Origin of the sequence: Chryseobacterium sp. CCNWLW53 (assembly GCF_037083525.1) — a bacterium.
Lineage (GTDB): Bacteria > Bacteroidota > Bacteroidia > Flavobacteriales > Weeksellaceae > Chryseobacterium > Chryseobacterium lathyri.
The window spans coordinates 722,050-738,471 of the sequence record NZ_JBAOJR010000003.1 but is presented as its reverse complement, the minus strand read 5'-3'; the positions used below and the strand labels follow the sequence as shown (position 1 = coordinate 738,471).

At 37.7% G+C, this 16,422-nt stretch carries 18 protein-coding genes and 1 riboswitch; of the genes, 3 read left to right on the top strand and 15 right to left on the bottom strand.

What is annotated here, in order from left to right:
• The 4 genes from V6R96_RS12510 to namA all read right to left on the bottom strand — a co-directional run bounded on the left by V6R96_RS12510 (position 1) and on the right by namA (position 4,029).
• Positions 1–1,932 carry a phage baseplate assembly protein V gene (locus V6R96_RS12510; RefSeq protein WP_336378767.1) on the bottom strand — a complete coding sequence of 644 codons (1,932 nt, stop codon included), beginning with the start codon at positions 1,930–1,932 and terminating at the stop codon, positions 1–3.
• A gap of 153 nt (positions 1,933–2,085) precedes the next feature.
• Complete coding sequence (tssD, locus tag V6R96_RS12505; protein WP_111956803.1) at positions 2,086–2,490, bottom strand: type VI secretion system tube protein TssD; 405 nt, start codon at positions 2,488–2,490, stop codon at positions 2,086–2,088.
• Positions 2,491–2,674: 184 nt separating this feature from the next.
• Complete coding sequence (locus tag V6R96_RS12500) at positions 2,675–2,968, bottom strand: DUF2752 domain-containing protein (RefSeq protein ID WP_336378768.1); 294 nt, start codon at positions 2,966–2,968, stop codon at positions 2,675–2,677.
• 8 nt (positions 2,969–2,976) lie between these two features.
• Entirely contained in the window at positions 2,977–4,029 is a 1,053-nt protein-coding gene (gene namA / locus V6R96_RS12495) for an NADPH dehydrogenase NamA (protein ID WP_336378769.1), read from the bottom strand.
• Positions 4,030–4,127: 98 nt separating this feature from the next.
• On the opposite strand from namA, the gene V6R96_RS12490 reads away from it, so the two are divergent.
• The 3 genes from V6R96_RS12490 to V6R96_RS12480 all read left to right on the top strand — a co-directional run bounded on the left by V6R96_RS12490 (position 4,128) and on the right by V6R96_RS12480 (position 8,048).
• Entirely contained in the window at positions 4,128–4,610 is a 483-nt protein-coding gene (locus V6R96_RS12490) for a cytidine deaminase (RefSeq protein WP_111956797.1), read from the top strand.
• Between the two features lie 333 nt (positions 4,611–4,943).
• Positions 4,944–5,119: riboswitch (cobalamin riboswitch) on the top strand.
• Positions 5,120–5,149: 30 nt separating this feature from the next.
• Entirely contained in the window at positions 5,150–6,991 is a 1,842-nt protein-coding gene (locus V6R96_RS12485) for a TonB-dependent receptor domain-containing protein (RefSeq protein ID WP_336378770.1), read from the top strand.
• Between the two features lie 13 nt (positions 6,992–7,004).
• Positions 7,005–8,048: a hypothetical protein gene (locus V6R96_RS12480; RefSeq protein WP_336378771.1), complete on the top strand. Its 1,044-nt coding sequence runs from the start codon at positions 7,005–7,007 to the stop codon at positions 8,046–8,048.
• Positions 8,049–8,203: 155 nt separating this feature from the next.
• Here the strand turns inward: V6R96_RS12480 and V6R96_RS12475 are convergent, their stop codons facing one another.
• The 11 genes from V6R96_RS12475 to V6R96_RS12425 all read right to left on the bottom strand — a co-directional run bounded on the left by V6R96_RS12475 (position 8,204) and on the right by V6R96_RS12425 (position 16,393).
• Complete coding sequence (locus V6R96_RS12475; protein WP_336378772.1) at positions 8,204–9,625, bottom strand: HD domain-containing protein; 1,422 nt, start codon at positions 9,623–9,625, stop codon at positions 8,204–8,206.
• A gap of 45 nt (positions 9,626–9,670) precedes the next feature.
• Positions 9,671–10,015, bottom strand: a complete 345-nt coding sequence (locus V6R96_RS12470) for a nuclear transport factor 2 family protein (RefSeq protein WP_336378773.1) — start codon at positions 10,013–10,015, stop codon at positions 9,671–9,673.
• Positions 10,016–10,122: 107 nt separating this feature from the next.
• Positions 10,123–10,671 (bottom strand): L-threonylcarbamoyladenylate synthase, encoded by a 549-nt coding sequence (locus V6R96_RS12465; RefSeq protein ID WP_111956789.1) that lies wholly within the window; start codon positions 10,669–10,671, stop codon positions 10,123–10,125.
• A 285-nt stretch (positions 10,672–10,956) separates the two neighbouring features.
• The gene (locus V6R96_RS12460) at positions 10,957–11,307 is read right to left on the bottom strand and encodes a transposase (protein WP_336378774.1); all 351 of its coding nucleotides are present in this window, start codon (positions 11,305–11,307) and stop codon (positions 10,957–10,959) included.
• Between the two features lie 260 nt (positions 11,308–11,567).
• Complete coding sequence (locus V6R96_RS12455; protein ID WP_336378775.1) at positions 11,568–12,074, bottom strand: DinB family protein; 507 nt, start codon at positions 12,072–12,074, stop codon at positions 11,568–11,570.
• Positions 12,075–12,173: 99 nt separating this feature from the next.
• On the bottom strand, positions 12,174–12,635 hold the full coding sequence (locus tag V6R96_RS12450) for a GNAT family N-acetyltransferase (protein WP_336378776.1): 462 nt from the start codon (positions 12,633–12,635) through the stop codon (positions 12,174–12,176).
• A 4-nt stretch (positions 12,636–12,639) separates the two neighbouring features.
• On the bottom strand, positions 12,640–13,122 hold the full coding sequence (locus V6R96_RS12445) for a DUF4440 domain-containing protein (protein WP_111956781.1): 483 nt from the start codon (positions 13,120–13,122) through the stop codon (positions 12,640–12,642).
• Between the two features lie 19 nt (positions 13,123–13,141).
• Entirely contained in the window at positions 13,142–14,284 is a 1,143-nt protein-coding gene (locus V6R96_RS12440) for a cystathionine gamma-synthase (protein ID WP_262484397.1), read from the bottom strand.
• A gap of 11 nt (positions 14,285–14,295) precedes the next feature.
• Complete coding sequence (locus V6R96_RS12435) at positions 14,296–14,856, bottom strand: hypothetical protein (protein ID WP_336378777.1); 561 nt, start codon at positions 14,854–14,856, stop codon at positions 14,296–14,298.
• A gap of 31 nt (positions 14,857–14,887) precedes the next feature.
• Positions 14,888–15,214, bottom strand: a complete 327-nt coding sequence (gldC, locus tag V6R96_RS12430; RefSeq protein WP_111956777.1) for a gliding motility protein GldC — start codon at positions 15,212–15,214, stop codon at positions 14,888–14,890.
• A 195-nt stretch (positions 15,215–15,409) separates the two neighbouring features.
• The gene (locus V6R96_RS12425; protein WP_336378778.1) at positions 15,410–16,393 is read right to left on the bottom strand and encodes a gliding motility protein GldB; all 984 of its coding nucleotides are present in this window, start codon (positions 16,391–16,393) and stop codon (positions 15,410–15,412) included.
• Positions 16,394–16,422 lie beyond the last annotated feature (29 nt).

Genomic DNA, 16,422 nt, shown 5'->3' with positions numbered 1-16,422 from the left:
TCAGAAAAGTTTTGATTTTTCAGCACTGTTGAATTCTACGATTTTACCGCTCTGCATCGTCATGTTTTCAAGCTCGCTGAACATGGATATTTCTCCGGCTATTTCATTGGATGTTTCGGATTGTCTTTTGAATTCTTTTTCTACCATTTCGGTTCTGGTGTCCGAAGATTCACGGATATCACCGGACGCTGTCTGTACAATATCTTTTCCGGCTGTAGAAATAATACTGTTGTTGGCAGAACTGTTGATTCCTTCTCCCGCACTGATCGAAATTTCTTTTCCGGCCGTAATGTTGATATTATCCCCCGCATTCAGGGTGAAATTTTTAGGAGCCTTCATGCTGATATTTCCGGCACCATCCATATAGTAAATATTTCCGCTAGGGTCCATAATCTTTACACTTCCTTCTTCATCATTCATCAGAATTCTGATTCCGCTTCTGGTCTGGATGGATTTCAAATGGTTATTGACTCCTCCGCCCAGGGCTATTCCTCCATGAAACATACCTCCCATCACGAAAGGTCTGTCCGGATGACTGTGAACAAAATTCACCATCACCTGGTCTCCCACTTCCGGAATGGCAACATATCCTCTGTTCTGCGTAATCTGATCTGTTCCTCCTGCATCAGGACTCATCATCCTGATAAAATGGGTTGTATCGCTCGTCTGCCAGTCAAACTGCACCTGTATCCTGCCCTGTCCTTCCGGATCGGTATTGGATATAACGACTGCAGTCTGCGGTTCAGCTTTAGGAATCTTATATTCCGGTCTTGGAAGAAATCCCGTATCTGCAGCTATCCCTGAAAAGCTTCCTTTATAGTGCCCTATGGTGTCGATCTCATGTTCAGCTTCCGTGATCATAATTCTTGTAAAATAGGAGGTTTCATTGGAATCCTGTTTCCGCATCTGAACATCGGCTATGCATCCCGGATGAAGGAATGGAACGGTTGTATTTCCTGAAATGGAAAAAACGTTCACTGCTGCACTTCCCGAAGCACTTTTCTGTGAATATTCTACATCCAGATGGGTTGTTGCCTTAATAGGGGCTATCTGAAGCGCGGGGGTTTTATAAATACTGTTGTTGTGATCGTAAGCTGTCTTTGCAATATCACTTACATGCTGAATAGGCGTAGAACCTGAAGTAAGTTTTTCATTTTTATTGCTGTTATACCCATAAAACTGGGGCTTGGTATGGATTGCTTTCAGCTCAACTTTAATATCGTTGGCGCTGCTTCCATAGGTGAGAATAATAGGTTTGTTCTGAGGCGGCAGTTTCCCAAAATGCAGGACTTCACCGTCATAAAAAAACTGTTCACCATATGCTTCTGCCATTCTTGCCAGATAGTTGTAATGGGTTTCGTCATACTGGCTACTATAGATGATCTGGGAAAAATTATTGGCATCTATCCTTACGTCAAAGCGGCCTTTATCAATCCCTTGTTTAATCACTTCTTCAGCAATAATTCCTATATTGACCGGCTGACTTCCTCCAAAGCTTTGGATATGGGAAGCTCCGTCTAAAAGAATGGTTGGGCTGTATCCTGTAAGCACAATATTCCCCAGACTCATTTTTTCCTGGCTGAATGCTACTCCTGTAATGATTCCTACAAAGGTTCTTTCAGGACTGTTGTCTATGCCTTTATAAGAAATGACTGCCGTGAGGCGTTTTCCCAGGAATTTATTGGCTTCTTCCAGCGAATGGGTCTGGCGGTCTCCCAAGGTATCATGAGCCAGGGTAAGTGTAAACTCATGATGACGCTGAGCACTCTGTTTAAGTTTGAAATGTTTATAAAATTTGATGATTTTTCCTTCTATGACTAAGGAAAGCTTAACCAGACGGTTGATACCGGTATGATGATTTTCGGATACCCCGTCTGCATTCTGTGCCGGGCGAAAACTCGTTCCCTTTGATTTTTCAGGTGTAGTAGACATATTTTATAAAGTGATTTGTGTTAAAATATATATTATTCATCCAATCGGGAATTTTTGAAAATAAACAAAGATCCCCTGCCAGAAAATAGTGTTCACAGGTAAAAAAAGACCGTCTTGAGGGACAGTCTCTTTATATTTTGTACTACTCCGGACCTAGCTTAATGGCCAGAATCCGTCGTATAATGAATTTCCATATGTAATGCTTTCTGCACTTACCACAAAGCTTACCAGCATATTGTTGCTGTCGATAGCATCAAAATCCATTTCGTGCTGAATTACATATCCGTTTTCCCACTTCAGGGTAATTAAAGTTCCTTCTTCATGTGATTTATTGAATGTAACTTCACCACTTGTGGGCTTATATTTACCATTCAGTAAGCTTTCCAGAATATCAGACTTTTCAGTTGCTTCAATTGTTACTTTAATCAAAGCGTTCGACGGATCTGATGCTACACGTCCTGAAACATCTGTAGACCTTGATACGCTGTAATTAAGCTTTAACAACTTTTGTCCTTCACCTCCATTGAATTTTAAGATTCCTCTTGAATTTCCTGCCATATTCTTCTATTTTAATCATTAATGATTATACTATTCATAAAGTTTATCTAACAAAGATAGACTTCATGGTCTAATTTAAAAAGTTTTTAGTGAACAGATTTACATTTTGTAGTAATTCTACGACTTTTTTTCTACTTATATTAATTTAGCATTAAAAAAATACAGTTCTTAGCTTTGTTTTTTATCAATGAGAATGCATGTAAAAATGTTTATCATAATAAGATATGATCATGATGACCAAGTTTACCGTGACCATGATCATGAGAATGTTACTGTATTTCCTTTTCTTATCTACAAAACTCAGACCCAGGGTAAAAAGGAACAGGAGCAATGTATAAACAGCCGGATACAGATGAAAGGCTTCTGAAAATCTGCCTTCAAATACTAATACGACAGCTCTCTGGGCACCACATCCCAAACATTCTATTCCCAGAAATTTCTTACTGGGACAGGTTAGCATAAAGTCTTCAATGTTCATTCCGGATGTTATGATGAAATTTTCGCTCTTGTATATTGGTGTGGAAAGAAACAGTCTTCCTTCATTTCAAATGATCCCTGAACGGCAATATACGGATTCCTTAAAATTTCTCTTGCTACAAATATGAGGTCTGCGTCTCCTTTTTCCAGAATTTCTTCAGCTTGTTCCACCCTTGTGATTAACCCGACTGTTCCGGTTTTTACCCCGGCTTCTTTTCTGATCTGGGATGAAAAAGGAACCTGATAGCCATCAAATACAGCTATTTTAGCGCCGTGGATATTTCCTCCGCTTGAAACATCTACCAGGTCTACGGAATGTTCTTTTAAAACTTTAGCAAGCTTTACACTGTCGGTGATATTCCATCCGTTTTCGGCATATTCGGTTCCGGAAATTCTTACGAAAAGGGCTGTATTTTCGTCCAGTTCTAAGTTAACAGCGTCAACAATTTCCAAAAGAAAACGGATCCTGTTTTCAAAGCTTCCGCCATATTCATCTGTCCTGATATTGGAAAGCGGTGATAAAAACTGGTGGATAAGGTATCCGTGTGCACCGTGAATTTCTATCATATCAAAACCGGCTTTTACAGCTCTTTTTGCTGCTTCTTTAAAATTCTGTACCTGTTCCTTAATCTCGTCAGCAGTCAGAACATGCGGAATCCTTTCAGTAGGATGATAAGGAATAGGACTAGGTGCAACGGTTTCCCAACCTTCTTCAACAGGAATCTGCAGGTTATTCCATGTGGAACCTTTTCTTCCGGCGTGGGCAAGCTGGATCCCTATTTTACTTTCTGAACGGGAATGGACAAAATCAACAATTTTCTTAAGTTCTTCTGCCTGTTTATCATTCCAGATACCCATACAGTGGTTGGTAATTCTTCCACGAGGCTCTACTCCGGTGGCTTCAACCATGATAAGTCCGGTTCCGCCCTGAGATCTGCTTCCGTAGTGTACAAAATGGAAATCATTAGCCAATCCATTTTCGCATGAATACATACACATGGGAGACATTACCCATCTATTTTTCAATTCTATATTTCTAAATTTTACTGGTGTGTATAACATTTTACTTTTTGATTTTCAATTTAATGATGAATAAAAAAAACATTGTCGAAGTGATGAAAAAGAAGTAAATTTGGCCCCCTTTTTAGTCTTACTAATATATGAAAAAAGACATACAGATCAGTTACGAGCATTTTAAAAACAGCAGTGAACTGAACGATATAGAAAAAACCTTATTTGAAAGAGCAATACAAGCCCGTGAAAATGCTTATGCGCCCTATTCGAATTTCCTTGTAGGATGTGCTGTCTTACTGGAAAACGGTGAAATTTATTCCGGTAACAACCAGGAGAATGCAGCCTATCCATCGGGGTTATGTGCAGAAAGAACGACTCTTTTCTGGGTGGCAGCCAATTTTCCGGATGTCAAGGTGAAAAAGATCTTTGTCGTTGGGGGGCCTAAGGAATTTCATGAGAAAAATCCTCCGATTCCACCTTGTGGAGCCTGCAGGCAAAGCCTGATAGAATATGAAACGAAACAGAACGAAAACATCATCCTTTATTTTTCAAGCATGAATGATGAAGTGGTAAAGGTTCATTCTATTAAGGATTTGCTGCCTTTCTATTTTGATTCATCGTTTTTGTAAAGGTGAAATTTTGCGAATAGTGAATTTTGGTTGATGTGAATAGTGAGTTTTGCTTCGCAAGTGAATGGTGAATTAAAGTTTTAAGAATCAAAAACCAAGAACCAAGAATCAAGATTTCAAATACCATACTTTTGTCAATGGTCAATTTTATTTTACAAGTGAATTGTTAATTTAAGGATTATTTTCAATTTTGTAGTGTCATGTTCATTAATAATCATTTATACTTTTTAAAAATTTCCCTGCGAAGCAAAATTCACTATTCACCATTCACTATTCACAATTGACCACTCACAATTGACTTTTTGTCTTTTTTGCGCAATAATTTTAAAAAGTTATCTTTGCAAAAATTTTGGTTTCCAGCATTTTGGAAATAATAGGGAATTGGGTGTAACTCCCAGACTGTCCCCGCAACTGTAAATCGCAATAAGATTTCTGTAAAAAACCACTGTTCAGACGGGAAGGTGCAGAAAGCGAAAGTCAGGAGACCTGCCAAAATTATAACTAAAAACGTATTACTTTCGGAGGAAAAGTAAAATAGTATGGATATAAAAAGGTCTTTATTACTACTTTGTTCGTCTTACGGCAGCTTTCTCTTCGGACAGGAGAAGGCGGTTGACACCATTTATATTTTCGACAGCCAGATGAGCAAGGTAAAGCTTTTCCATCCGGTACGTACGATCACTCCAAAAGATCTCGAGAAAAACTCAGCCAATCTTTCTGAACTTTTACGCTTTCAGTCTTCTATTTATGTGAAAGAAAATGGCCGTGGGGCGGTTTCTTCTCCTTCATTCAGGGGAACAACAGCTCAGCAGACTGCTTTTGTGTGGAACGGAATCAACATAAATTCCAGCTTTTTGGGGCAGGGAGATGTGAATAATATTCCACTTTTCGGATATGATCAGATTGATATAAAAGCGGGTGGCGGAAGTGTTGTTTATGGCAGCGGAGCTATTGGAGGAAGTATTCATTTAAATAATATTTTGGATTTCAACAGGGGCTTCAAAGGTTCTGTTTATTCGGAGGCGGGCTCTTTTGATACTTATAATAATTTTCTGCAGGCTTCATTCAGCAATGATAAATTAAGCGTTAAGGTTTCCGGGAGCTATTTAACGAGTCAGAATGATTATAAAGTTCCTGAATTTGTTGTAGGAAGTACGGGATTTTATAATGTTAACGGCAGATATTACAATACTTCAGTTAACATCGGAGCTTCTTATAAAATTGCTAATCACCAGACTATTTCATGGCAGAACCAGATGTTCGATGCATCACAGCATTATCCTGTTTTTGAACAAATCGGAAACAGAACAAAATATAACGCGCAGACTTTAAGAAGCCTGATCGCATGGGATATCAATAAAAGTAATCTTTCAAACAGCTTAAAAGCAGCTTATACGGAAGATAATTTCCAGTATTTTTCGGATCTTAACCAGCCTAAAGCAAGCGGTGCAGAAGGAAAGAATTATATTTTCAAAAATGATTTCAACTATTTCATCACTCCAAAGATCAACATCAATGCTATCGGGGAATTTCAGGTGAATAAAGGGGAAGGTTATCAATCCGGAATTGGAGTCATCAGCAGAAATGTAGGTTCCCTATCCGGCTTAATCAGGTATTTTACCACGAAGGAGCTTCGTTTTGAAGCCGGGATCAAGAAGGATTTTGTGGAAGATATCTCTTCTCCGCTTCTGTATTCTTTTTCGGGAAAATGGGATGCTTTACAATGGTATCATATGGGAGCTAGTTTTTCAAGAAACTTCAGATATCCTTCTTTTAATGATCTTTACTGGCAGCCGGGAGGAAATCTGAATTTGCTTCCTGAAACATCCACGAATATTGACATGAGCCATGAGTTCAGCTTAGGAGATTTTAAAATTACATTGAGTCCTTATTATATGGACATCAAAAACCTCATCAACTGGCTTCCTACACCTTATGGATACTGGGCACCTGTGAATACGTATAAAGTTGAATCTTACGGATTGGAATCACAGGTTAAATGGAACAAAAAATTCGGGAAACATGCTCTGAAGCTGGATGCAGGGTACACATATTCGAAATCTGTCAACAAGAATACTGAAATGCAGATGATGTATGTTCCGATCCATAAAGCTGTCGGAAATATTGAGTATGGCTATTCATTCCTTAAGCTATACGCACAGGGACTTTTCAACGGTCTTACCTATACGACTACGGATGAGCAAAGGTCTACAGCTATTGATCCTTATTTTATTTTAAATACAGGAATTTCGGCCTCACTTTTCAAGAAATACACTTTGGGATTTAAAGTGAACAATGTTACCAATACGGTTTATCAGACGGTATCTTTGTATCCGATGCCGAAAAGGAATTACAGTATGTATGCAACTATTAATTTTTAAACTTAAAAATATTATGAAACTGAACAAACTTCTACCTCTTCTTTTTGCTTTTACACTCCTTTTAGGCATCGTGTCTTGTAGCAGTGATAATAATGATGAGCAGGAAATATTCTATGGCAATGGCTTTCTAATTGCTAATGAAGGTACTTTCGGAAAACCTGAAGGTGACGTAACGTTTGTAAGTGCAGACCTAAACCTTAAACAGGATAATGTTTTTACCCTTAATAACGGAGGAGCAAAACTAGGTGATGTTTTACAAATGGTTGCTTTCAATGGTGAAAATGCTTATCTGTTATTGAATAATTCTAATAAGATCCAAATCGCAAACCGTTACAATTTTAAGGCGAATGGCGAGATTACCGCTGAACTTAATTCTCCGCGATATATGGCTTTTGCCAACAACAATATTTATGTAACAAACGATAAATATTTAGGTGCCAAGTATGTAAGCATCTATAAAGTTTCAGACCGTTCTTTCATCAAAAAAATCACTTTCACAGATGCTGCTGAAAGAATTGTAGAAGCCGGAAACAATATCTTTGTCCAGAATGCTTCATTTGGCTTTGGAAATAAGATCTCTTACATCAATACTTCTACCAACAATGTTCAGTCTACGATTACGTTACCGGCAGGAAATATCAACAAGATCATTTCAAGTAATCAGAATGTATATGCTATTGCTGCGGGAACAGCAGATTCTTATATCTACGAGATCTCAAGCACAGGAAGCATTACAAAAACAACTACTTTAACAGGTATTGCTAACGCTACGAATCTTGAAATTGCCAATGGTAAGTTTTATTTCACTTCTGGGAAAAACGTTTACAAGATGGATATGAGCGCTACAACAGCACCTACATCGCCGCTGTTTACTGTAGCAAATAGTGTTGATGCGTATTCTGCTTTATACGGATTCAGCGTGATCAATGACAAAATTTTCACTTCGGATTCCAATGGATTTACCCAGGCCAGCAAAATTGTAGTTTACAATACTTCAGGAGCTATCATCAGATCATTTACAACGGGTATAGGCTCAAATTCAGTCTATGCAAACTAAGATATTAATACTTCGGTATTATTTATAAATTTTATTTTTTTTCATCATTTGTGTTTTTTTTCAGGCCGCTTCTCCGAAGCGGCCTGATTTTGTTTTTACTGATAAAAAGGCTTCGGCGGGACAAAGTCCCGCCGAAGCCTTTTTTATATTTAAGTTTAATTACACTTCAATCCCAGCTTCTCAGCTTCTGCAATCACAAACTTTTCAGCTTCTTCCTTATCATTGGGAATCTCACCTTCCAAAATGGCTTCTTTTACTTTTTCTTTAAGGATTCCAATCTCTTTTCCGGGTTTAAGACCAAACATCTGCATAATCTCTTCTCCTGTGATTGGCGGCTGGAAATTGCGCACCTGATCTTTCTCCTCCACTTCTTTGATCTTCACTGCTACATACTCAAAATTCTTCTTGAATCTGTCCTGCTTTTTGGAGTTTTTGGTGGTAATATCTGCTTTACACAAGGTAAACAGATCTTCCAGGTCTTCGCCGGCATCAAATAAAAGTCTTCTCAATGCAGAGTCTGAAGCATCATCGGTGATCAGGGCAATTGGGCGGGATGAAAGCTTTACCATTTTCTGAACATATTTCATATCGCTTCCCAACGGCTGTTTTAGTCGGTGGAAAAGAGTCTTCACCATTTTTGAGCCTAAAAACTCGTGACCATGGAAAGTCCATCCTGTTCCTTCAACAAATTTTTTGGTTGGCGCTTTACCTACATCATGCAGCAAAGCGGACCAGCGTAACCAAAGATTATCTGTATTTTGAGAAATATTGTCCACCACTTCTAAGGTATGGTAGAAATTGTCTTTATGGGTCTGCCCTTCTACTTCTTCTACTCCTTTCAGCTCAATCAATTCGGGAATGATCAGCTTTAAAAGGCCTGTTTCTTCCATTAATCCCAATCCTACAGAAGGTTTTTTGGACATCATAATTTTATTGAATTCAACCATGATCCTTTCCATAGAAACGATCTTGATTCTTTCTGCTTCCTGTTTTATAGCGTTCAGCGATTTTTCTTCAATGACAAAATTTAACGTTGAAGCAAAACGAACGGCTCTCATCATCCTCAATGGATCATCAGAATAGGTTTGTGCCGGTTCCAAAGGAGTTCTCAAAATTCCTTTTTCCAGATCTTCAACACCATTGAAAGGGTCTATCAGTTCTCCGAAATTAGTTTTATTTAAAGAAATCGCCATGGCATTGATGGTAAAATCTCTTCTTTTCTGATCATCTTCAAGTGTCCCGCCTTCTACTTCAGGTTTTCGGCTATTCTCGGTATAACTTTCTTTTCTGGCTCCAACAAATTCAAGCTCAAGATCTTTGTATTTGATCATGGCTGTTCCGTACGTTTTGAAGACAGAAACTTTTAATTTAGGATCAATATCATTCGCAACAGTCTGGGCAAGCTCAATACCGCTTTGCTCCGTCACAAAATCTATATCTGTAGATGCAGTCCTCTTCATCAGGAGGTCACGGACATAACCACCGACAATGTATACGGATTGATTATTCTTTTCCGCAGCATCGGCAATGATCTTAAATAGTTTTAAATTTTTATTTTGGGTAAGATTAATTTTCATCGTTAATAAATAGATCGTCTTTTTTCTGTCAATGTATCTTTTCCATTAATCATAATGGGCATACATTCTATTAATTTTTCCTCCACCGTCAAAAAACATGACTTCCACAGCATGTTTGTCCATAATAGATTTGTAGAACAATGCCACCGAATTGACGCCTGCTGTTGATCTTATTAATTCAAAATGCAAATCGGGAAATTTGTCCAGTGCTTTTCTCCAGTATTTACGGACCGCTTCTTTTCCCCTCAATGTATTCTCTTTTCCTCCTGTAGCCAAGGCAATAATTGGTGTTGTCACCTCTATATCTTCGGCATAATGAGACAGTATATTTTCAAGATCATGAGAATTCCAGGCACGGATCCATTCTTCAGCAAAATTTTGGTGGTTCATGGCACTTCTTTTATCAGTTGAAGAATGCAAAGATAGAAATTAAAAAAAAGAAATCCTGCCGATATACATGGACAAGATTTTAAAATGAAGGAATTATTATAGAATTTTTACTCACGAAGAACCTTAATTCTGTTATCACTCCATATTTTTATCACGGAAGAACCCGAATATTTTGAAACTTTTTCTCTGTCTTCCTCTACCGCGTAATCTACCAGCTTAATTATTTCCGGAGAAATATCGGAAAACTTCAAAGGACTTTTATCCCCACTGAAATTGGCGGAAGTGGAAACCAAAGGTCTGTTTAGCTTGGTGATCAGTTTTTTACAGAAATCAGTTTTTACCAGCCTTATTCCTATGCTTCCGTCTTCAGCAAGGAGTTCTTTCGGAAGCCCGCGTGGATTTTCATAAACAATGGTGACCGGTTTTTCGCTTAGGTCAATAATTTCCCAAGCCATTTCCGGAACATCCACAAGATCCTGAAGTCTCTTTTCAGATTCCACCAGAATGATCATGGATTTGTTTTTTTCCCTTTTTTTGATGTCAAAAATCTTATTGACAGCTTCTATATTGGTGGCGTCGCAACCTATTCCCCAAATGGTATCTGTAGGGTAAAGAATCGTTCCGCCGGATTTTAATATTTCGATAATGTTTTCCATAATTTAAAAGGGTACTAAACCCGTGGATAAAGGTAAAAAAACGGGAAGGTCCGGCCAAAAAATATGGGATAAATGTTTTTGTTTAGATGAATGTTTTAAATTGGGCTAAAACCTGAATAATAGGTCTTCTTTTGTTGAATGGGCTAAAGCCCATTTCTATTGAATATATTGGTCTCTTAAAAGTAATGTACAAGCTTTTGACAAAATATGTATACAAAAATTCAATAGGGACGGGCTTTAGCCCGTTTAAAATAAGGTTCCATAACATTTGGCTTTAGCCAAAACCTATAAGAAATTATCCCTTTCAAGAAATTCCTGATATTCTTCTCTAAAACTTTTTCTCTGATGATGTTTCTCCTGATTCTTAATATATTCTCTCACAGTCTCAACCTTTGACTCCGAAACAGAAACGGCAAAATATTCATCCTGCCATGAAAATTTTTCCCGAGTAAGTTGATTTTTATTAATCCAAAAAGAAGATTCTCCCTTTAGCAATTGTACTATTTTTTCCATATTCTGACCTGATCCTAGTGAAATCAGACAATGGCAATGATCTGAATAGCCGTTAACCATATCTAAATAAATTCCTTTTTGAGAAGCATTTTCCTTGATATGTTTCCAGACTTTAACCCTCAAATCAAATGTATCCAGATGTGGAACTCTGTTTTTTGTGGAAAAACAAGATGAATATAAATTTTAATAAATGACATTTGTGTTGTTTTAACCAAAAATAATATTTTTTAATCTATATTTTGGCTAAAGTCATATTTGACTGATTATCCAAAAAAAACAGGCTAAAGCCCGTTCCTATTGAATTTAAATATCATTCACGAATTATCATGGATCATAGATCTTATCTCTTTGTTCCTGATTGTTCATTCTACAAATCCCAAACCCTATTTCAAGCCTGGCAAATACCTCTCTTTAATAATATTTAAATGATGATAATTGTGTCCCACGATCAGTTTCCCGATTGTTTCCACAGCCAGTTTATTTCCATTAGCTATGCCTGTATTATTTAAAATACCGGATTCAAGGGTTTCAATGAGGATTTGTGAAGACTTTCTTACAAGTTTGTATTCTTCCAGCAGGGATTCCAATGATCTGTTATTGGCAAAAGAGGCCGCAGCATATTCTTCTTCATCAAAGCCGGGCAATTGGGCTTTTTCTCCTCTGGCAAAAGCCAGAATTCTGTACTGAAATATTCTTTCGGCATCAGACAGGTGGAGTAAAAGTTCTTTCAGGGTCCATTTTCCGTCTGCATAGGCAAAAAGAGACTGTCCTTCTGTAAGGGCTGCATATATTTCTACTGTTTTTTCTCCTGATAATTTTAATTCTCCGATCCAGTCCTCTGAAGGAATCTGGTCCAGATATCTTTGTACGTATTTTTGAAAATCAGACATGCTTTTTCGAGTTATAAGTTATTAATGATAAGTGATAAATTATAATTGATGAATGATATGTAAAGTGAAATTCACAATTGACTATTGATCATTCACAATTTACTTTTGTTCCATTCCCCTGTTCGTCCATTCATAAAAATTCACAGAGTCATAGAGTTCAAATCCGCAGGCGGGATACAACTGGTTTCCCACATCGTTGTTTTTTCCTGTTTCCAGGAGAACTCCGCAGGCATTGGATGATCTGCACAACCCTTTGGCTTCTTCGATCAGCTCTTTGGAATAGCCTTTGCCTCTATGGTTTTCATTAACATAAAGGTCATTCAACAGCCAGTATCGCTGCATTCTTGTGGATGAAAATATTGGATACAGCTGAACAAATCCTGTTAGTTTTCCGTCTTCTTCTGCCACAAAAATTTCGGAATCTTTGTTTTCTATTCTATCTCTGAGAAAATGTTCCGCTGCAGGAATATCAGATTCTTTGTGATAAAAGACTCTGTATTGGTCAAATAATTCTGCCAATTGATTCACATCTTCAAAGGTTGCCTTTCTGGTGTTTTTCATATAATTATAAATGATGATCGTAGCTCAATACCCTTTTCATCTTCCACTGCTTATCTTCCAGAATCCACAAAATAGTAAATTTCGCCCTACTCCCCTGATTCCATTTGCCATTGGAAAATTCGAAAAATTCATGTTCTCCTTCTTCTATGAAAGCGTACAGAACATTATTGTTGTATAAAGGATAGACTTTCATACTATTAGGCACGAGATCACGCTTTACTTTGTTTCGGTTACCACAGATATTGTTTTTAATAGAAGCGGTAAAAGCAGGCTCACCGGAAGTAATTCCTCCTTTATCGTGATAAAATTCCAGATCCTTACTGACTATAGATTTATAATGAGAAAGATCACATTTATTAAATCCGACATCAAATACCAGACTGTCCAGCTTTTTAGCTGTCTTATACAATTCGTCGGTAGTTTTTACCTGTGAGTATACCATCTGACTGACAAAACTTAAGATCAAAAAAAACTGAATCTTTCTCATTATATTTTATTTTAAAGTGTTAAGAGAAAGCTTTCTCAAGATCTGCAATCAGATCTTCTGCATCTTCGATACCCACACTCAAACGAACTAAGTCGTCTGTAATACCTAATTCTTCACGTTTATCGGCAGGAATGGAAGCGTGCGTCATCAATGCAGGGTGATTCGCTAAAGACTCTACCCCTCCTAAAGATTCAGCCAGAGTAAACACTCTTACTTTCTCAAGGAATTTTACAGCATCTTCTTTTTTCCCGGATTTGAACGTAAAAGAAACCATTCCTCCTGATTCTTTCATTTGGGATTTGGCAAGCTCATATTGAGGATGAGATTCCAGTCCCGGATAAATTACTTTATCTACTGCAGGATGCGTTTCAAGGTACTTCGCTACAGCAAGTCCGTTGTCTGAATGACGTTGCATTCTTAATGCTAATGTTTTGATTCCTCTTAAAACAAGGTAAGAATCGTGAGGTCCTAAAATACCACCGCTCGCAAACTGAATAAAGTGAAGCTTCTCTCCCAGTTCAGCATCTTTTGCGATCAGTGCTCCGGCGATAACATCTGAATGTCCGCCTAAATATTTTGTAGCCGAGTGCATAACGATATCTGCTCCCAGATCAATAGGTCTCTGAATATATGGTGTTGCAAAAGTATTGTCCACAGCAACCAGGATATCTTTTCCTTTTGCCATTTCCACTACCGCTTTGATGTCTACCAGCTTCATCAAAGGATTGGTAGGGGTTTCTACCCAGATCAGTTTTGTTTTGTCCGTGATTACATCAGCAATCTTCGAAACATCATCAAAGTTCACGAAAGTAAATTTAAGCTGATATTTTTCGAAAAGTCTTGTAAACATTCTGTAAGTACCTCCGTAAAGGTCATCTACCGCTACTACCTCATCACCCGGATTCAGTAGTTTCAAAACACAGTCGATGGCAGCCAATCCTGAACCGAAAGCAAGTCCTCTTGCCCCGTTCTCAATGCTTGCCAGAGAGTCTTCCAAAGCCTGTCTTGTAGGGTTGGCAGCTCTTGAATATTCATATCCGGAATGTACTCCCGGGCTTTTTTGAGCGAATGTAGAAGTTAAAAATACAGGAACATTAACAGAACCTGTTGCAGACTCGTGATGCTGCCCTCCGTGAATTACTTTTGTATTAAAATTCATAATATTTTTATTTTTTATAAGCCTCCCATGAAAAAATCAAGGCTCTTTGAAACGTTATCAGATTTTCTTTTCACTTCCAGTTTTCCGTTAAAAGCATACGCAAGAACGTCTATTTCTTCCGGAACTTTATCGGGAACTGTGGTTGTAAAAGAAACCAGATATTCACTATTTTCGTATTTATCTTTACCTGTTTCTTTCAGCTGCTCAAATTTCCCGTTGATTTTGAGAATTATTTTTTTCAGGGAATCATCTATATAAGCAATATCCGAGCCGTTTCCTTTAATGAAATCGTCCATGCTGGGAACAAGCTCCATGACAGATTCGCCTTCCATATCATGTGGGTGAAGGCTTCCCTTTAGCATGTCTGCAGGGATTTCCTTTTCTTTGAATAAGGTGATCTCCATATCCGCATTTTCAGAAACCTTCTCCGTACCGGAAAGATCTTTGTTTTCAGAAGCCGGAAGTTTTTCAGCCGTTACAACAGAATCTGTTGTTTTGGTTTCTTTGAGTTCGGTTTTTTTATTGCACGCGGCCAACAATACCGCTGTACTGATGAGTAAAAGTGCTTTTTTCATATAATTTTGTGATTGGTGCGTAGTTTGGATATTACATTCTGATGGCTGATTTTATAGCAAACTCATCTGCAATCTGCTCCAGCCATTGTGCTACATCCTCTTCCCCGGTAGCTCTCTGGTACGTACTGCCTAAAGATACCAAAATCTGGTGAATAAACATCTTCATCTGGTCTACCGGCATTTCTTTTGTCCAAAGATCGATTCTTAAAGCTTCCATTGTTTTATCATCCCAAACAGAGATCATTGTTGCTTTTGTTTCCTCTTTTTCCACACCGCCGTCCTGGGCGTTCCATGTTATATTTTCAGGAATGTGGTTTTCATCCAACTCTACATCTATTGTAATCTGAGTTTTTCTCATATCAATCTAAAATTTTTCCGCAAAGTTACTACTTCTTCAGCTTATCTAAAATTTCTACGAACTTATCTTCATCTGAAAATGCTGATTAATGTAAAAAAAATTTCGCTTTATTAAGATGCAAAAACCCTGAGTTTTCAAATCAAAAAAATAACCTCCAAATTACTTTGAAGGTTTATATTATTTTGACTATTACTATTACGGGGTTTTAGGTTTGTAAACAGCTTCATTAAAGATGTTGGTAGCATCAAGCTTTAAAAAATCAACAAGTTTAGTTTCAGGTTTTTGTCTGAAATAGGCTTTACAGATCTGCCATCCGGTAAAAATTCCGATCTGAGGTGAAGATTCATTATCGATTTCCGTATAAAATTTTGAGAATGGTCCCGGAGAAATGAAACGTTCTACCAGTCTTGGATCATCGCCAAAGATCAGGTTACTTTCTACGAAATAATTCCAGATATTAGCTTCATTAGCAACAGCCCAGTCGTATTGTTTCTTGGTATAGTTCATTTTCAGGTAATCCAGTGTATCCGGAAGAAAAGCATCCTGCAAAATCATGATCTTTCCGTTCAAAATAACTTTGTCTATGAATTTCTGATGATCAGGGGATTCCGTCACAATACTTTCGGCGAAAATCTGTGAAACTTTCGGAATAATATTCTGCGGGTTCATCGATTTCTGAAAATATAGTTCAAGTCCTTTGTAATTGGCATTGCCATCTCCCATAAAGCCGGTAATATCTATGAACAGAAGATTCCCTTTTGAGTCGTAAAAAATAGGATCCTGAACCATCTGAAGTGCTGATGAAAAAAGGTAAACCTTAGGACTTTTAAACTGTGGAAAATAGTATTTGATATGAGAAAACAGATCCTGAAGCTCCTTCTGAAGTTTCGCCTGATCTATTTTAGCAGCTGCTTCTTTATAGATCTTAATCTCTTCTGCATCTGATTTTCTTTTTCCAAAATCCGCATCGGAAACCGTTCCCTGAAACCAGGGAAACTTAGCTTTGAATTGGTCCAGAGGAATATCCTGATTATAGAATTCTTTGGAAATATCCGTCATCTCAACTTTTTCGGCAGGTGCTTTTACTTCTATTTTCCATTGGTTCTCAGGTTCTTTTTTACAGGAATACAAAGCGAGAACCAAAATAGAAGAAAGGGCAATAATTCTAAAAATCTTCATTATTTTTACATGAAATTTAAGTGTACAAA